This window comes from Kitasatospora sp. NPDC002551, from assembly GCF_040296005.1.
Classification (GTDB): Bacteria; Actinomycetota; Actinomycetes; order Streptomycetales; family Streptomycetaceae; genus Kitasatospora.
Genome location: NZ_JBEOWI010000004.1, coordinates 48767 through 65082, shown reverse-complemented (window position 1 = coordinate 65082; position 16316 = coordinate 48767). Strand labels below are relative to the sequence as shown.

Genomic DNA, 16316 nt, shown 5'->3' with positions numbered 1-16316 from the left:
AAAGGGACAAGACGTGCCGTCAGGGGCCGTACAGCTCCTCGATGTCCGCCGCGTAGTACGCGGTGACCGCCGCCCGCCGCAGTTTCAGGTCGGGCGTCAGGAGGCCCTGGTCGATGTCGAACTCCCGGGGCAGCAACCGGAACGCGCGGATCGACTCGGCGCGCGAGACGGCGGTGTTGGCCGCCGCGACGGCGCGCTGGATCTCCGCGTGCAGCTCCTCGTCGGTCAGCACCGCCCAGGGGTCGGCCTGTCCGCGCCCGCGCCGCTTCAGCCAGTGCGCCAGCGCCGCCGGGTCGAGGGTGATCAGCGCGGCCACGTAGGGGCGGTTGTCGCCCACCACCATGCACTGCGAGACCAGCGGGTGGGTCTCGACCCGGATCTCCAGGGCGGCGGGGACGAGGTTCTTGCCGCTGCTGGTGACGATGACGTCCTTCTTGCGGCCGGTGATGGTCAGATAGCCGTCCTCGTCCAGGCTGCCGAGGTCCCCGGTGCCGAACCAGCCCTCGAACAGCGACTCGGCGGTGCAGCGCGGGTGGTTGAGGTAGCCGCCGAAGACGCCCGGGCCGCGCACCCAGATCTCGCCGTCGTCGGCGATCGCGACGGTCGCACCGGGCACCGGCCGCCCGACCGTGCCGATCTTCGCCCGCCCGGGCGGGTTGCCGGTGATCGCGGCCGAGGTCTCGGTCAGCCCGTAGCCCTCGTACAGCCGGAAGCCGATCCCGGCGTAGAACAGGCCGAGTTCGCGCTCCAGCGTCGAGCCGCCGCACATCAGGGTCCGCAGCCGGCCGCCGAACACGGCGCGCAGCCGCTGGTAGACGGTGCGCTCGTAGGCGAGGTGGCGCAGCCGCAGTCCGGCGCCCGGGCCGGGGCCGCGCCCGAAGGCGCGCTGCTCGCGGCCGGCGGCCCAGTCGACGGCGACCTGCCGGGCCTGCTCGAACAGTTCGCCGCGTCCGGTCTCCTCGGCGGTGCGCCGGGCCTGCTGGAACACCTTGTCGAGCAGGTACGGGACGACCAGCAGGAAGGTGGGGCGCAGCGCGGCGAGCGCGGGCAGCAGGGCGTCGGTGGACACCTCGGCGACGTGGCCGAGCCGGAAGCCGCCGCGTAACGCCGCGATCTGCACCATCCGCCCGTATACGTGCGCCAGCGGCAGGAACAGCACGGTGGACGGCTGCTGGCCGCCGGTGTCGTACAGCGCCTCGTCCCAGCAGGCGAGCAGCGCGTCGGCCGCGGTGGCCAGGGCGCCGTGGGTGATCAGGCAGCCCTTGGGGCGGCCGGTGGTGCCGGAGGTGTAGACGACGGTGGCGACGGTGTCGGCGGTGACGCCGAGCCGCTGGCGGTGGACCAGCGAGTCGGGGACCCCGCGCCCGTCCTCGGTGATCGCGGCGACGCAGCCCCGGTCCAGCTGCCAGATGCCGGTCAGCTCGGGCAGCGCGTCGCAGACCGCGCCGACGGTCATCGCGTGGTCCTCGTCCTCGACCAGGCAGGCCACCGCCTGGGTCTCGGCGAGGATCCAGCGGACCTGCTCGGCCGCGGCGGTGGGGTAGACGGGGACGGGGATCGCGCCGATCGACCAGAGTGCGTAGTCGAACAGTGTCCACTCGTAGCGGGTGCGGGACATCAGCGCGACCCGGTCGCCGTAGCGCACGCCGCGGGTGAGCAGGCCCTTGGCGAGGGCGAGCACCTCGTCGCGGAAGGCGGCGGCGGTGACGTCCTGCCAGCCGTCCGTGCCGGCCGCGCGGTCCGTGCCGCCTGCGCCGCCTGCGCCGGTGGTGCCGGTTCCGCCGGCCGCGCGGGCGCCCCGAGGGGCCCGCGCGCTTCCGGGGGTACGACGGGCCAACTGGACCAGGCCGGGCGAGCGTTCGGCGGCGTCGTAGAGCGAGTCGGCCAGCCCGCCGGTGGCCGGTGCTCCGGCCGGGGCGGGGGTGGTGAACTCGCGCACGATCCCCCCGATCCGTCCTGCAGGTGGAGCGAAACTATCGGATGGCGTGCCGACTGCCCAGGGTTGTGACCGTGACGCGACGAGATCGGCACCGGTCCGTGCGAAAAGTGCCGCCGAACGGTCATCCGCCTGCGACGTCGCCGGTCGGCGGGGCGGGGCGGGGCCGTGCGGCGGTGTCGGGCGCGGCTGCCCGCCGCCGGTGCGAAACCGGTGATCTCGGTGCCGATCCGGACATGATCCGGCCCGGGGCGAAGAGAGGCCGGGTTCGACCCTCGAACGAGTGGTCAGGGCGTAGTAGAGTCTCGCAGACCTGCGGCCGGGGCTTCCCGGCCTGTCCTGAAAACCACCCCCGGACCGGCACTTGGTCCGTACCATCCCGCCTCCCGTCCGCGCCGCTCCACGCCCCCCACCGACCCCGCCGCCCGCACCCCGTCCGCGCCTGGCACTTCCGACCGAGGACTCCATGCGTCTGCGCAGCAGCTCGATCCGCGCGAAGATCATCGCGCTGCTCCTGGTGCCCATCGTGGCCCTCGCCGCCCTCTGGGCGTACGCGACGCTCACCACCGCCGGTGACGTCTGGAGCCGGCTGGACCTCAGCAGGACGTACCAGGAGTTCGGCACCCCGGTCGACCAGTACGCACACGACCTGCAGAACGAGCGCCGGGCCGCCGTCCGACGGCTGGCCGACCCGGCCTCGCGCGCCGCCCGGGACGCCCTCGAACAGGCGCAGGCCGTCACCGACCGGGACCTCGCCGTCCTGCGGCAGAAGAAGGACGTCCGCAGCGGCCGGCTCGACGAGGCCCAGCGCGGCCGCCTGCTGCAGATCCTCGCCGCCGCCGACCAGCTCCCGCCGCTGCGCGCGCAGGTCGGCCGGGCCGCGCTCAACTGGGAGTTCGCGCTCGCCCAGTACACCGACCTGGTCAAGCCCACCTTCGGCTTCCGGTCCGCCTTCGTGGCCCGCCAGAGTGGCCAGCTCCCGCGGCAGGGGACGATCCTGACCGAGCTGGTGCGCGCCCGTGAGTACCTCTCCCAGGAGGACGCGGCGATGGAGGGGCTGCGCACCGCGACCGGCCGGCCCACGGCCGAGCAGTACCAGGTCGCGCTCGACGCCCTGCACAACCAGCAGGCCCTGTTCACCGTCTACATCGCCGAGCTGGACCCGGTCGACCAGGCCGACTACATCGCCCTGCGCGGCGGCGAGGCCTGGGCCGCGCTCTCCCGGGCCGAGGCGGACTTCGTCGGCGCGGGCGGCCCCGAGCGCGTGGTCCAGGCGCTCAACGGCAGCGACTGGCGGCAGATCGCCGACCACGCGCTCGGCGACCTCGCGGCGATCAACACCCGGCTGGCCGGCACCATCGACGACCGCGACCACGCGTACGCGATCGGCCTGCTCTGGCGCGGCGGCATCGCCGGTGTGATCGGCCTGGTCGCGGTGCTGCTCTCGATCCTGATCTCCTACCGGATCGGCCGAGGCCTGGTCCGCGAGCTGATCGGCCTGCGCAACGCCGCCAACGAGCTGGCCGGCACCCGGCTGCCCTCGGTGATGCTGCGGCTGCGCAAGGGCGAGGCGGTGGACGTCGCCGCCGAGGCCCCGGAACTGGAGTTCGGCCCGGCCGAGATCGGCCAGGTCGGACAGGCGATCAACGCGGTGCAGCGGGCCGCCGTCGAGGCCGCCGTCGAGCAGGCCGAACTGCGGCGCGGCGTCTCCGCGGTCTTCGTCAACCTGGCGCGGCGCAGCCAGGTGCTGCTGCACCGCCAGCTGACCCTGCTCGACACCATGGAGCGGCGCACCGAGGACCCGGCGGAGCTGGAGGACCTCTTCAAGGTCGACCACCTCACCACCCGTATGCGCCGGCATGCCGAGGGCCTGATCATCCTGGCCGGCGGCTCGCCCGGCCGGGCCTGGCGCAAGCCGGTGCGGATGGTGGACGTGGTGCGCGCGGCGGTCGGCGAGGTCGAGGACTACGCCCGGGTGATCGTCCGGCCGTTCCCCGGCACCGGACTGCTCGGCAGCGCGGTCGCGGACGTGACCCACCTGGTCGCCGAACTGGTCGAGAACGCGGCGGTGTACTCCCCGCCCGCCACCCAGGTCACCGTCCAGGGCGAGGTGGTGGCGCACGGCTTCGCGCTGGAGATCGACGACCGGGGGCTCGGGCTGAGCGAGCAGGCCCTCGCCGGGATCAACGAACGTCTTGCCGTGGAGCAGGAGTTCGACCTCGCCGACACCGACCGGCTCGGCCTGTTCGTGGTCAGCCGGCTGGCCCGGCGGCACGGCATCCGGGTGCACCTGCGGCCCTCGCCGTACGGGGGGACCACGGCGGTGGTGCTGATCCCGCGCGAGCTGCTGGCGGAGGCGCCGGACGGACTGCCGGAGCCGCCCGCGACGGGTTCGGGCCGGGGGGTTCGGACCGGCTCCGGCTCCGGTTCTGGCTCGGGGTCCGGTCCCGGCACGGGTACGGGCCCGGGAGCGGCCGGGGGACGGCGGGTGGCGGCGGGTCGGCGCGACCTGGTCGCGGTGCCGGCGCTCGGCGCGGACGGGGACGGCGGCACCGGCGGTCCGAACGGCATCGAACCGGCGAACGGCACCGAAGCGGCGAACGCCCCGGGCGGGCGGCACCGGATCAGCGGGGGGCCGCGCCCCTCGGCGCCGGAACCCGCGCGCACGCCCGGCGGACTGCCGCGCCGGTCACGGGGCAACGGCGGGCCGGTGCTCGTCCCGGCGCCCGGCGGCGAGCCGGCCGGACCGGGCACCGGACGGCACCGGCGCGCCGAGGCCGACGGGGCGGCCCCGGCGGACGGAGCGCCGGGCGACAGCCTGCCGGACGGCCTGCCGGGCGTCGCGGCGACGGTCCCCGAGGACACCGCACCGGTGCGTGACACCGCCTCGCCGGGCGGCGCCCTGCCGCGCCGCGTCCGGCAGGCGAGCCTCGCCCCGCAACTGCGCGAGCGGGCGGCGGAGGCCGCTGCCGCCGCTCCGGCCGGCGAGCGCGCGGACGGGGGAGCCGAGGCGGTGCGCGAGCGCTCGCCCGAGGAGGCCCGGGCCACCTTCGCCTCGTTCCAGCGGGGCTTCACCCGCGGCCGGGGCACCTCCCCGGCGCCCGCCCCGCCTGCGGCCTCGGCGGCGGCCGCGCGGCCCGTGCCCGGCTGGCAGCCGCCGGACCAGGCGCGCCGCGCGATCAGCCCGGCGCCCGCCCCGGCGGCGCTGCCCGGCCCCGCCGGGGGCGAGCCGGCGCCGCTCGCCCGCCGCGCCCCCGTGCCGCCGCCGAGCAGGCTCGTCCGTGCTCCGCGCGCGGCGGCGGAACCGGGCGCACCCGCCGGTCCGTTGTCCGACGGGCCGTCCGAAGGCACCGCACCACCCGCACCACCGGTCTGACCCGCGCCCGGCCCGCCCGGCCCGCACGATCCGTAAGACCCGTACGACCCCGCAGGACCCGCACCACCGGCACGAAGAGCACCACCGGCACGACAAGCAACAAGAGCACCACCCGCACCACCCGCTCCAGCGGAAGGAACAGATTCAATGACCACTTCGACGCAGTCGCCCGGAGACCTCAACTGGCTCCTGGACGACCTGGTGGGACGCGTCGCCGCGCTGCGGCACGCGGTGATCCTCTCCAGCGACGGCCTGGCCACCGGCGCCTCCCGCGACCTCGACCGGGAGGACGCCGAGCACCTGGCCGCCGTCGCGGCGGGCTTCCACAGCCTGGCGAAGGGCGCCGGCGGGCACTTCAAGGTCGGCGGCGTGCGCCAGACCATGGTCGAGCTGGACGAGGCCTTCCTGTTCATCACCGCGGCCGGCGACGGCAGCTGCCTGGCGGTGCTGAGCGAGGCCGAGGCGGACATCGGCCAGATCGCCTACGAGATGGCCCTGCTGGTCAAGCGGGTCGGCGAGCACCTGGCCGCCGAACCGCGCGCCGACGTGGCCCCGCCCGGGAGATGAGCGGTCCGATGGCGGACGAGGACCCGACGCCGGTGCCCCCCGAACCGGAACCGGGACGGGACGACCGGGGGCCGGACGGCCCGGCCGTCCCGGTCGATCCGGACATCGGCCCGGCCGTCCCGGCGCAGGACGGGCCCGAGCTCGACCTGTTCCGGGCGCGGACGCCGGTCGACGACCGCTGGTTCGACGACGAGGCCGGCCCGGTGGTGCGGCTCTACTCGATGACCCGCGGCCGCACCCGGCCGGTCGAGGACGGCCTGTTCGACCTGATCTCGCTGATCATCGCCAAGGACCCCGCGCCGGCCACGGGGGCCGTGCCCGCGCACGTGCTCGACCCGGAGCACCAGACCATCCTGGCCTGGTGCCGCCGGGAGCCGATCTCCGTGGCCGAGCTCGGCTCCTACACCGACCTGCCGGTCAGCGTCGTGCGCGTCCTGCTCGGCGACCTCTACGACGCCGACCTGATCAGCGTCACCCGACCCGTTCCGCTCGCCGAGCTGCCGGACGAGCGCCTGCTGCGAGACGTGATCAATGGACTCCGTGCGCTCTGACCTGCCCGCGACCGCCACCGCCGTCCCGCCGCCGCCGCCCGCCCGCGGCCGGGCCGGCAGCGGGGCCGACGACCGAGCCGAGGACCGAGCCAACGACCCGCGGTGGCGGGGCGGCCCGGCGGTCGCGGTGAAGATCCTGGTCGCCGGCGGCTTCGGCGCGGGCAAGACCACCCTGGTCGGCTCGGTCAGCGAGATCCGCCCGCTGCGCACCGAGGAGGAGCTCAGCGAACTGGGCCGCCCGGTGGACGACACCGCGGGCGTGGAGGCCAAGCGCACCACCACGGTGGCGATGGACTTCGGCCGGATCGACCTGCGGCCCGGGCTCGCCCTCTACCTGTTCGGCACGCCGGGTCAGGACCGGTTCTGGTTCGTCTGGGACGAGCTGGCCCGGGGCGCGCTCGGCGCGGTGGTGCTGGCCGACACCCGCCGGCTGGCGGACTGCTTCCCCTCGGTGGACTTCTTCGAGCAGCGCGGCATCCCGTTCCTGGTGGCCGTGAACTGCTTCGAGGGCAGCGAGGTCTTCGCCCCCGAGGAGGTCAGGGACGCGCTGGACCTCGACCCGGGCATCCCCGTGCTGCTCTGCGACGCGCGCCTGCGGGAGGACGGCAAGGAGCTGCTGGTGGCGCTGGTCGAGCACGCCGCCGCCCGCCGCCGGGGCGCGCCGGCCCCGGTCTGAGGCGGCCGCGGGCGGGGTCGGACCCGGCGCGGGGAGAAGGGCCGGACGGGCCCCGGCGCCGGTTCGCCCTCCCCGCCACGGAGGGTGGCGCCGCGTCAGCGTCTCATTCCGGTGTTCACATGCCGGACGATCGACGCGCGGCAGGTTGCCTTGACCGGCCCGGCGTGGAAGGCTCTGGGAACGAAGGCCGCCCGGCCCGTCGCCGGGGTGCCTCGAACGTGCCGCGCACCGAGTGCGCCCGGCGCGCGCCGCAGCGCGGCACAGGGACGTGCCCGCGCATCGAGACCAGAGGGGGGAGGACCGTACCGTGAACGTCGACCAGCGACGTGCCGCGGCCGGATCCGCCTTCCCGGCTCGCCCCGTTCCGGTCACCCCGGCGCTGACCGTTCGGCGGTACATCGACCAGGCGCTGATCTGCAGCGCCTGCTGTCGCTGACGTCACCACCCCTCGCCGTCCACGTCACCGTCGCCGTAGCCCGCCGCCCGGGGAGCCTTCCCGGCCGGCCCGGCCCGACCGGGTCGCCCGACCGGGCCCGGCGGAAGCCCACGGCCCCTCGCACCGTCGACCCGGCAGCACCGGACACCAGCCGTCCGGTGGGCCGCCGTCGTCCCTGCCCGCTTCGCGGAGAGCACCAGTGAACCTCGCCAGCACCACCCTCCACCCGGTCGTCGCCACCACCGTCACCGTCAGCGCCGCCGTGCGCGTCGCGGCAGGGACGGCCGGGGCGGCCGGGACGATGCGGTGCGACGCGGGGGCCACCCGGTCGGATGGGCGCGGGAACCACGCTGCGGACGGAAGAAGAGGCCGGCACCCCGACCTCGAGCCGTTCTGGCCGTCCCGGCAGCCGCACCTGTTCGATCAGACGTGTCCGGGCTCGCCCAGCGCGTCCCGGCACTCCCTCCGCTGACCTCGGGTCAGTCTTCGGCAGCACGCCCGGTCGACGCGCAGACGACTCCACCCCGTCCGTCACGCGCGAAATGAGCGGCATCATGTCCACCACCTCCACGGCCACCCTCTCCTTCCCCTCCGCGACCCCGCACCTGCGCGCGGTCCGCTCCGTCCCCGCCAATCCCGAACGCCGGCACGGCGGGCCCGGTCCGCAGCGCCCGGTGCCCGGGCAGCCCGGCTCCGTCCCGACCGCCGCGGCGGTCCCGTCCGTCGTCCCGGGAGTGCCCGGGCCGGCCCCGGCCGTTCCGGTGCTCCCGCCGCAGGCGCTGCTCGCGGCGCTGCCGGAGGGTGCGGCGGTGGTCGCCGCGCTGCCGCAGGGCTCGCTGCCGCAGGCCCTGCTCGCCCAGTACGGGGCGCAGTTCGGCGGCTCGGCGGGGCAGCCGATGGTCGGCTACCTGGTGCTCGTCCCGGCCGACGGCGCCGCCGCCGCTCCGGCGGGCGGTGCCGCCGCGACCAGCTTCCCGGTCGCGGCGATCGGGGCCCCGGCGCCCGCCGCGGCTCCGGCCGCCGGCGCGCCGTTCGGCGCCGGCCCGTCCGTCGTCGGCCCCGCTGTCGCGGGCGCTTCCGTCCCCGGTCCTTCCGTCCCCGGCGCGTCCGCCTCGGGCGCGTTCGCGACCGCGTCCCCCGTCCGTCCGGTGCGGCCCGCGGGCCGCGGCATCACGGTCGACGTGGAGCGCCGCAACGCCTACGTGGACGGGCGGCTGCTCGACCTCACGTACCTGGAGTTCGAGCTGCTCGCCCACCTGACCGAGCACCCGCAGCGGGTGCACACCCGCGACCACCTGGTCTCCGCCGTCTGGGGCTACGGCCACGTCGGCGACGGCCGCACGGTGGACGTGCACGTGGCCCGGCTGCGCCGCAAGCTCGGAGTGGCCTACCGGGACAGCATCGTGACGGTCCGTCGGGTCGGCTACAAGTACACCCCGGTCGCCTGACCGCCGCCCACCGGGCCGGGCGTTCCCGTGAACGCCCGGCCTTTCCGGCATGTCTGGCGGTCCGTCATATTCGCTGGTCCGGCGGCAGCAGCAGGACGGCGAGCGCGCCGGCGCAGGACCGCGCGTGGCCGAGGAACCAGTCCAGCCGCTCGTCGGTGAGGTGGGCGGGCGTCGAGCGGACGGCGAGCGCGAAGCGGGCCTGTCCCGCGCCGTCCAGCACCGGCACGGCCACCGTGCGCACCCCGGCCGCCGACTCGCCGTCGTTGAGCGCGTAGCCGGCCGTCCTGACCTTCTCCAACTCCTCGCCCAGGCGGTCCGGTTCGGTGATGGTGCGGTCGGTGAACGGCGGCAGCGGGCCCAGCGTCGAAACCCCCGCGTCCCCCGGGCGCGGCCAGGCCAGCAGGACCTTGCCGAGCGCCGTGGAGTGCAGCGGCCGGCGCAGCCCCAGCCCGGTGTCCGGGCGAACGGAGGCGCCCACCAGGATCACCGCGTGCGGGCCGCTGCGGATCGCCAGGTCGGCGGCGGCGCCGGTGCGCCGCGACAGCAGGTCGAGCTCGGGGGCGGCCAGGTGCAGGCCCCGCTGGTGGAAGGTGAGTTGGCCCAGCTCCGCGACGGCCGGGCCGAGCCGGTAGCGGGCCGTGTGCTCGTCCTGCTCCAGGAAACCGGCGCTGACCAGGGTGCGGGCCAGACGGTGCGCGGTGGAGACCGACAGTCCCATCCGGCGGGCCAGGTCCGAGGCGCTCAGATCCGGGCCGTTGTCGTGGAAGCAGTGCAGCAACCCGAGGGCCCGTTGGACGGCCTGGGCGCCGGCCGGCGGGCTCTGGACGGCGGTGACGGCCTCGGCCATGGCACCTCTCGTTCTGTCCGTGGCTCCGGCCGGTTCACCGGAGTCGCTCCCAGACTATGGCAGCGCGTGCTGCGGGAATGTGTCAACGGCGTTGCAAAAGGATGCCGTTCATGAACAACCTGTCCCATGATGTGGCAAGCCCTTGTCCGGTGCGGGTCCGTCGTGGAACGCTCGGCACAGCGCACCGGACGAGCCCCGTCCACCGCGCACCGACCGCAGGAAGGAGCAGCGCCGTGACGAACCGCCGGTGCCCCGCCCCCTGCGCCTGTTGTCGCTGACGCGCCGTTCCCGTTCGCGCCGACCACCCCACGGACTCCCCGCCCCGTCACGCCTGGTGACCCGTGCCGCGCCGCGCCCCACCGCGTGTGCGCGCACCCTGCCGCAGAGGACCAGCCCACCGTGCCCAGCCATGACAACACCGCCGCCCCGGCCGCTTCCGCCCCGGGCGTCTCCGCCCCCGACGCCCCCGACGTGCCCGACACCCTCTGGTTCACCCGCTGCCCCGTGCCCACCGCGACCGGCATCGCGGCCGATCAGGGCTGGCTCGGCCGGGAGTTCGCCGCCGACGGCATCGCCGTCCGCTCGCTCCAGGACGTGCCGCCGGAGGTGGCCGCCGACCACCACTACACCCACGCCCTGACCGGCCTGTTCCGCGAGGGCGGCAACGTGCCGGCGCTCTGGGCCCGTTCGCGCGGTGAGCGGACCAGGCTGATCGGGCTCACCTGGATCGAGGAGCGCCAGGTCGTCCTGGTCCGGGCCGGCAGTGGCATCACCGGGCCCGGGCAACTGCGCGGCCGTCGGCTGGCCGTCCCACAGCATGGGATAGCGATCGACTTCTGGCGGGCGATGGCCCTGGCCGGCCTGCACGGCGCCCTGTCGATCGCCGGGCTCACGCTGGACGACGCCGAGTTGGTGGACGTGCCGGCCGCGCCGGGTGGCGGGCAGTGGGCCGCGGAGCTGGCGGCGCTGCGCGACGGCGTCGTGGACGCGGTCTACGTGAAGGGCGCGCTCGCGGTCGAGGCGGCCCGCCGGATCGGGGCGGAGGTCGCCGTCGAGCTGGACGAGGTGCCGGACCGCCGCGTCCGGGTGAACAACGGCACGCCCCGGCCGATCACCGTCCACCAGCAACTGCTGGACGAGCACCCGGACCTGGTGGCCCGCTTCCTCGCCGTGCTGCTGGAGGCCGCCGACTGGGCCGCCGCCCGCCCGGCGGAGGTCGCGCGCATCCTGAGCGCCGAGACCGGTGCGGGGGAGGAGGGTGTGGCCGGAGCGTACGCGCGCGGCGGCCACCGCACCCTGCACCTCGATCTCTCCGAGGAGCGGCTCACCCTCCTCGACCAGCAGAAGCGATTCCTTGAGCGGAGCGGATTCCTGGCCGGCCCGGTCGACGTCCACGCCTGGACCGACCCCGAGCCGCTCCACGCCGCCCGCACCCTGCTCGCCGCCCGCCGCACCGAAGGCCGGACCCACGGCCGCTGACGGGGATCGGCTGACAGATTTCAAAATCTGTCATCTGTTATCTGTCAGCTGAAATCTGTCAGCTGTCATTTGTCAGCCGCTCCCGCCCAGCGCCGCTACCCCTCCACCCGCACACCCGCCGCCGCCCCCGTCACCCCCCCCGCCACACCCTCCTCAGGAGTCGACCCCGTGAAGCCCTCCCGCCTCGCCCTCGCCGCCACCGCACTGCTTTCCACCACCGCCCTGGCCGCCTGCGGCTCGTCCGCCGACGGGGCCAAGGCCTCCGCCGACGGCGGCAAGGCCGAGGTGGTGCTGCGGGTGCCCGACCCCGGCAACAACGGCTTCCTCGCCCTCGGCAAGAAGGACGGCTCGCTGGACCGGGCGCTGGCCGCCGTCCACGCCAAGGTCTCCTGGACCGGCAGCGCCGGCCCGTTCGCGCCGGCCGCCCAGGCACTCTCCGCCGACCAGCTCGACGTCGCCCAGGGCTCGATCACCTCCGCCGTCGCCGCGCTCGCCCAGAAGCCCGGCTTCAAGCTGTTCGCCCAGACCGCCCCCGACGGCGTCGGCGAGGGCATCCTGGTGAAGAACGAATCGCCGATCAAGAGCGTGCAGGACCTCGTCGGCCGCAAGGTCGCCGTCAGCCAGGGCGGCACCAGCGAGTACCTGCTGCTCAAGGCGCTGGAGAAGAACGGCGTCCCGGCGGACAAGGTCGAGCGGGTCTACCTGCGCGCCGACCAGACCGCGGGCGTCTTCAACTCCGGCCAGGTCGACGCCTGGGCCACCTGGAACACCTTCTCCACCCCGTCGATCGCCAACTCCGGTGCCCACTTCCTGGTCAACGGCAAGGAGGTCGGCTCCGACAACTACGCCGTCTGGGCGGTCCGCAACGGGTTCGCCGACAAGCACCCCGAGGTGGTCCGGGCCTTCTACGACTACCTGCGCGAGAACGGCCTCAAGGAGAAGGCCGATCCGGCCGCCTACCTCAACGTCTTCACCGACTCCGGGCCGACCGCCGTCACCCCCGCCGAGAAGGACGTCGCGATCGCGGTCACCCGGCAGGGTTCCGCAGCCGGGGCCATCGCCGAGGGCGACATCACCCGCTTCGGCACCGTCGCCGCGTTCTTCGCCGACCAGAAGGTCACCAAGCAACTCGTCGACGTCAAGCCCTACCTGATCGACGTCGACAAGCTCGGGACCGGTGCCAAGTGAGCACCACCACCGATCCGCTGGGCGCGACGGCCGCACCCGCCGGCACGCCCGCCGCCATACCCGCCGCCACCGGCGGGGAAGCCGACCACGCCACCGCCGCCGCCCGCGCGGCGGGCCTGGTCGAACCCCGCACCCGCCTGCAGGCCCCGCGCCCCCGGGCCCTCGCCCTCACCCTGCGCACCCTCGGCCCGCTGGCCCTGCTCGGCGGCTGGGCCCTCGCTTCCGCCACCGGCGTCCTCACCCAGGACGTGCTCGCCTCGCCCGCCCAGGTCGCCGAGGCGGTCGGTGAACTGTGGGGCAACGGCCAACTCGCCGACGCCCTGACCGTCTCGCTCACCCGGGCCGGCCTCGGTCTGCTGATCGGCGCCACCACCGGCCTGGTGCTGGGCGTCGTGACCGGCTTCTTCCGCCTCGGAGAGGAACTGCTGGACTCGGCGATCCAGGTCCTGCGCACCGTCCCCTTCCTCGCCCTCGTCCCGCTGTTCATGGTCTGGTTCGGCATCACCGAGACCGCCAAGGTCGCGCTGATCGGCGTCGCCACCAGCTTCCCGATGTACGTGTCGGCCTCCGGCGGCGTCCGCACCACCGACCGCAAGCTCATCGAGGCCATGCGCAGCTTCGGCCTCGGCCGCTGGGCGATCGTGCGCACCGTCGTGCTGCCCGGCGCGCTGCCGGCGCTGCTGTCCGGACTGCGGCTGTCCATGACGCTCAGCGTGATCGCGCTGATCGCCGCCGAGGAGATCAACTCCACCGAGGGGATCGGCTATCTGATGGCCCAGGCCCAGAACTACTCGCGCACCGACATCCTCGCCGTCTGCATCCTGATCTACGGACTGCTGGGACTCACCGCCGACGGCGTCGTGCGCCTCCTGGAGCGCGTCCTGATGCCCTGGCGCAAGGTCACCCAGGGAGCCACCCGATGAGCACCGCCCCCGCACCCGCCGCCACCGTCCCCAACACCACCGCCACCGCCCCCGAGCCCGCCACCGAGCCCGCCGTCCACCTGCGCGGCCTGCGCCGGGTGTTCGGCACCCGGGCCGTCCTCGACGGCGTCGACCTGTCCATCGGCCGCGGCGAGTTCGTCGCCCTGCTCGGCGCCAGCGGCACCGGCAAGACCACCCTGCTGCGCATCCTCGGAGCCCTGGACCGGGCCGACGCCGGCACCGTCCTGGTGCCGCCGGTGCGGACGGTGGTCTTCCAGGAGCCCCGGCTGGTCCCCTCGAAGCGGGTGCTCGCCAATGTCACCGTCGGCCTGCCGCGCGGCGCCGCCACCCGGGAGACCGGGCTCAAGGCGCTCGCCGAGGTCGGCCTCGACCGGCACGCCGACGCCTGGCCGGCCACCCTCTCCGGCGGCGAGGCGCAGCGCGCCGCGCTCGCCCGGGCGCTCGTCCGCGAACCCCAACTGCTCCTTCTGGACGAGCCGTTCGCCGCACTGGACGCGCTCACCCGGCTGCGCATGCAGGACCTCGTGGGCGATCTGGTCCGCCGTCACCGGCCGGCCGTCCTGCTGGTCACCCATGACGTGGACGAGGCCGTCCGGCTCGCCGACCGGGTCGCCGTGCTGCGGGACGGCAAGCTGGTGCGCGACGAACGCGTCATCGTCGAGCGCCCGCGCGACCCGGCCGACCCGGCCTTCGCCGAGCTGCGCCGCCGTCTGCTCGCCGACCTCGGCGTCCACTGACCCCTGCGAACCACCCGCCTGCCCCTCCGTACCGCCCACCCCTTCCTCCCCGCCTGCCCGTCCGACCCCCGCCCGCACCACAGGAGTTGATCCCCATGGCCATCACCCTTGGCGTCCACGCCAGCAACCCCTCGCTCTACTACCTCTCCCGACTCGACTACCTGGACGAGGAGTTGGCCCCGCTCGGTGAGACCGGCGCGTTCCACCACTACAGCGACGGCACCCGCACCGGCGAGCTGCTCGCCGACGGCACCATCGACTTCGGCGGCACCGGCTCCACCCCGCCGGTCACCGCCCAGGCCGCCGGCCACGACCTCGTCTACGCGGCGATCTCCGCGCCCCGCCCCGACCACGGCGCGCTGCTGGTGCGGGCCGACGGCCCGGTGCGGACGGTCGCCGACCTCAAGGGCGGCACCGTCGTCCTCGCCATCGGCTCCTGGCAGACCCACCTGCTCGCCAAGGCCCTGCACGCGGAGGGCCTCTCCTACGCCACCGACGTCACCGCCGTCCGCCCGTCCGCCGGGGAGGACCAGGCGCAGCGGCTGCGCGAGGGCGCGATCGCCGGCTGGATCGCCCAGGGCGCCGAGCTGGCCGCCGCCCGGCGCGGCGGCGAGTTCCGCGAGCTGGTCCGCACCGGTGACGTGATCACCGACCGCTCGGTGTTCTTCACCCGGCGCGGCTTCGCGGCCGACCGCCCCGAGGTGGTCGCCGCGATCGCCACCGCACTGCGCCGCGCGGACGCCTGGGTGGCCGCACACCTGCCGGAGGCCGCCGCGATCGCCGCCGAGGACCTCGGCGGCACCGCCGAGGACTGGCACACGGCGCTGGCCGCACTTCCGTGGCGCCTGGAGCCGGCGACCGCCGCGTTCGTCGCCGAGCAGCAGGAGGCGGCCGACATCTTCCACCGGGTCGGCTTCATCGACCGCGCCGTGACCGTCGCCGACGCCCATCTGCCCGCGCTGGAGGCCCCGGTGGCCGCCGCCGTCGCTGTCGCCGTCGCCGGCACCGGCTCCGAGGCGGTCTGACCGATGGCCTCCGAAGTCCTCTGGTACATCATCCCGCGCGAGGGCCACTACCCGTGGGAGCCGGCCGGCCGCCGCCCGGTCGACGTCCGCTACCTCCAGCAACTCGCGGGCAGCGTCGAGCGCCTGGGCTACACCGGCGCCCTGCTGGCCACCGACCTCTACGACGTGTGGGACCTCGGCAACGCCCTGGCCGCCGCCACCACCCCGGCGTTCAAGCCGCTGCTGGCCGTCCACCCCGGGCTGATCGCGCCCACCCTGCTGGCGAAGATGGCGCTCAGCTTCGACCACCTGCACGGCGGCCGGCTGCGCTTCAACGTGGTCAACGGCTCCACCGAGCAGCTGCGCGAGTACGGCCTGCACGTCGAGCACGACGACCGCTACCGGCTCAGCGCCGAGTACTGGTCGATCGTCAAGCGCCTCACCGCCGGTGAAGTCTTCGACCACAAGGGAGAGTTCTACGACCTGCGGAACGCCGGGGCGAGCCTGCGCGAACTCGCCCCGGTCCAGCCGGGCGGCATCCCGCTCTGGTTCGGCGGCAGTTCGGCGGCCGGTATCGAGATGGCCGCCGAGCACGTGGACGTCTACCTGACCTGGGGCGAGCCGCCGCAGCAGCTGAAGGAGAAGCTCGACCTGGTCCGCGAGCGGGCCGCCGCGCACGGCCGGAGCCTGCGGATCGGGCTGCGGCTGCACCTCATCGTCCGCGACACCGAGGACGAGGCCTGGGCCGCCGCCGACCGGCTGCTCGACGTCACCAGCGAGGCCACCTACGCCCGGCAGCTCGGCGGGGTGCGCGGGGAGGACGGGGTCGGCTGGCAGCGGCAGTTCCGCCAGCACGGCGGCAAGGTCCCGGCGAGGGCGCGGGAGCTGGAGGCGTACCCCAACCTCTGGCCCGGGATGAGCCTGTTCCGCCCCGGCCCCGGCACCGCCGTGGTCGGCTCCACGGCCCAGGTGATCGAGCGGCTCCAGGAGTTCGAGTCGCTCGGTGTGGACACCTTCATCCTCTCCGGCAACCCGCTGCTGGAGGAGGCCCACCGGGTCGCCGAGACGGTGCTACCAGCGCTGGGCATCCGCCGGCGGTAGCGAGCCGAGCAGGACGGGGAACGGCA

Annotated in this window: 13 protein-coding genes; 11 read left to right on the top strand and 2 right to left on the bottom strand. The window is 75.1% G+C overall.

The window, feature by feature from the left end; genetic code table 11:
• Positions 1-19: 19 nt before the first annotated feature.
• Positions 20-1939: an AMP-dependent synthetase/ligase gene (locus tag ABT093_RS05735; RefSeq protein ID WP_350560748.1), complete on the bottom strand. Its 1920-nt coding sequence runs from the start codon at positions 1937-1939 to the stop codon at positions 20-22.
• A gap of 463 nt (positions 1940-2402) precedes the next feature.
• On the opposite strand from ABT093_RS05735, the gene ABT093_RS05730 reads away from it, so the two are divergent.
• From ABT093_RS05730 to ABT093_RS05710, 5 genes are all read left to right on the top strand, one after another.
• On the top strand, positions 2403-5312 hold the full coding sequence (locus ABT093_RS05730; RefSeq protein WP_350560746.1) for a sensor histidine kinase: 2910 nt from the start codon (positions 2403-2405) through the stop codon (positions 5310-5312).
• 147 nt (positions 5313-5459) lie between these two features.
• Positions 5460-5879, top strand: coding sequence for a roadblock/LC7 domain-containing protein (locus ABT093_RS05725; protein WP_350542745.1), 420 nt, complete (start codon positions 5460-5462; stop codon positions 5877-5879).
• Positions 5880-5887: 8 nt separating this feature from the next.
• A complete protein-coding gene (locus tag ABT093_RS05720) occupies positions 5888-6430 on the top strand; it encodes a DUF742 domain-containing protein (protein ID WP_350560744.1) in 543 nt (180 codons plus the stop codon).
• Positions 6431-6557: 127 nt separating this feature from the next.
• A complete protein-coding gene (locus ABT093_RS05715; protein ID WP_350561131.1) occupies positions 6558-7106 on the top strand; it encodes a GTP-binding protein in 549 nt (182 codons plus the stop codon).
• Positions 7107-8216: 1110 nt separating this feature from the next.
• The gene (locus ABT093_RS05710; protein ID WP_502884142.1) at positions 8217-8990 is read left to right on the top strand and encodes a winged helix-turn-helix domain-containing protein; all 774 of its coding nucleotides are present in this window, start codon (positions 8217-8219) and stop codon (positions 8988-8990) included.
• 64 nt (positions 8991-9054) lie between these two features.
• Here ABT093_RS05710 and ABT093_RS05705 read toward each other — a convergent pair whose 3' ends face one another.
• Entirely contained in the window at positions 9055-9837 is a 783-nt protein-coding gene (locus tag ABT093_RS05705; RefSeq protein ID WP_350560742.1) for an IclR family transcriptional regulator, read from the bottom strand.
• A gap of 471 nt (positions 9838-10308) precedes the next feature.
• On the opposite strand from ABT093_RS05705, the gene ABT093_RS05700 reads away from it, so the two are divergent.
• The 6 genes from ABT093_RS05700 (at position 10309) to ABT093_RS05675 (ending at position 16290) form a co-directional block, all read left to right on the top strand.
• The gene (locus ABT093_RS05700; RefSeq protein ID WP_350561127.1) at positions 10309-11316 is read left to right on the top strand and encodes an ABC transporter substrate-binding protein; all 1008 of its coding nucleotides are present in this window, start codon (positions 10309-10311) and stop codon (positions 11314-11316) included.
• Positions 11317-11484: 168 nt separating this feature from the next.
• The gene (locus tag ABT093_RS05695) at positions 11485-12504 is read left to right on the top strand and encodes an NrtA/SsuA/CpmA family ABC transporter substrate-binding protein (protein ID WP_350560740.1); all 1020 of its coding nucleotides are present in this window, start codon (positions 11485-11487) and stop codon (positions 12502-12504) included.
• Between the two features lie 56 nt (positions 12505-12560).
• On the top strand, positions 12561-13427 hold the full coding sequence (locus ABT093_RS05690) for an ABC transporter permease (RefSeq protein ID WP_350561125.1): 867 nt from the start codon (positions 12561-12563) through the stop codon (positions 13425-13427).
• Entirely contained in the window at positions 13424-14185 is a 762-nt protein-coding gene (locus tag ABT093_RS05685; RefSeq protein WP_350560738.1) for an ABC transporter ATP-binding protein, read from the top strand. Before ABT093_RS05690 ends, ABT093_RS05685 begins: the two co-directional genes overlap by 4 nt.
• A 95-nt stretch (positions 14186-14280) precedes the next feature.
• Positions 14281-15210: an ABC transporter substrate-binding protein gene (locus ABT093_RS05680; RefSeq protein WP_350560736.1), complete on the top strand. Its 930-nt coding sequence runs from the start codon at positions 14281-14283 to the stop codon at positions 15208-15210.
• Between the two features lie 3 nt (positions 15211-15213).
• A complete protein-coding gene (locus ABT093_RS05675) occupies positions 15214-16290 on the top strand; it encodes an LLM class flavin-dependent oxidoreductase (protein WP_350560734.1) in 1077 nt (358 codons plus the stop codon).
• The last annotated feature ends 26 nt before the right edge of the window (positions 16291-16316 follow it).

Coding starts and splice junctions, on each gene's coding strand:
- ABT093_RS05730 (WP_350560746.1), top strand. CDS start 2,403: ATGCGTCTGCGCAGCAGCTCGATCCGCGCGAAGATCATCGCGCTGCTC.
- ABT093_RS05725 (WP_350542745.1), top strand. CDS start 5,460: ATGACCACTTCGACGCAGTCGCCCGGAGACCTCAACTGGCTCCTGGAC.
- ABT093_RS05720 (WP_350560744.1), top strand. CDS start 5,888: ATGGCGGACGAGGACCCGACGCCGGTGCCCCCCGAACCGGAACCGGGA.
- ABT093_RS05705 (WP_350560742.1), bottom strand. CDS start 9,837: ATGGCCGAGGCCGTCACCGCCGTCCAGAGCCCGCCGGCCGGCGCCCAG.
- ABT093_RS05685 (WP_350560738.1), top strand. CDS start 13,424: ATGAGCACCGCCCCCGCACCCGCCGCCACCGTCCCCAACACCACCGCC.
- ABT093_RS05680 (WP_350560736.1), top strand. CDS start 14,281: ATGGCCATCACCCTTGGCGTCCACGCCAGCAACCCCTCGCTCTACTAC.
- ABT093_RS05675 (WP_350560734.1), top strand. CDS start 15,214: ATGGCCTCCGAAGTCCTCTGGTACATCATCCCGCGCGAGGGCCACTAC.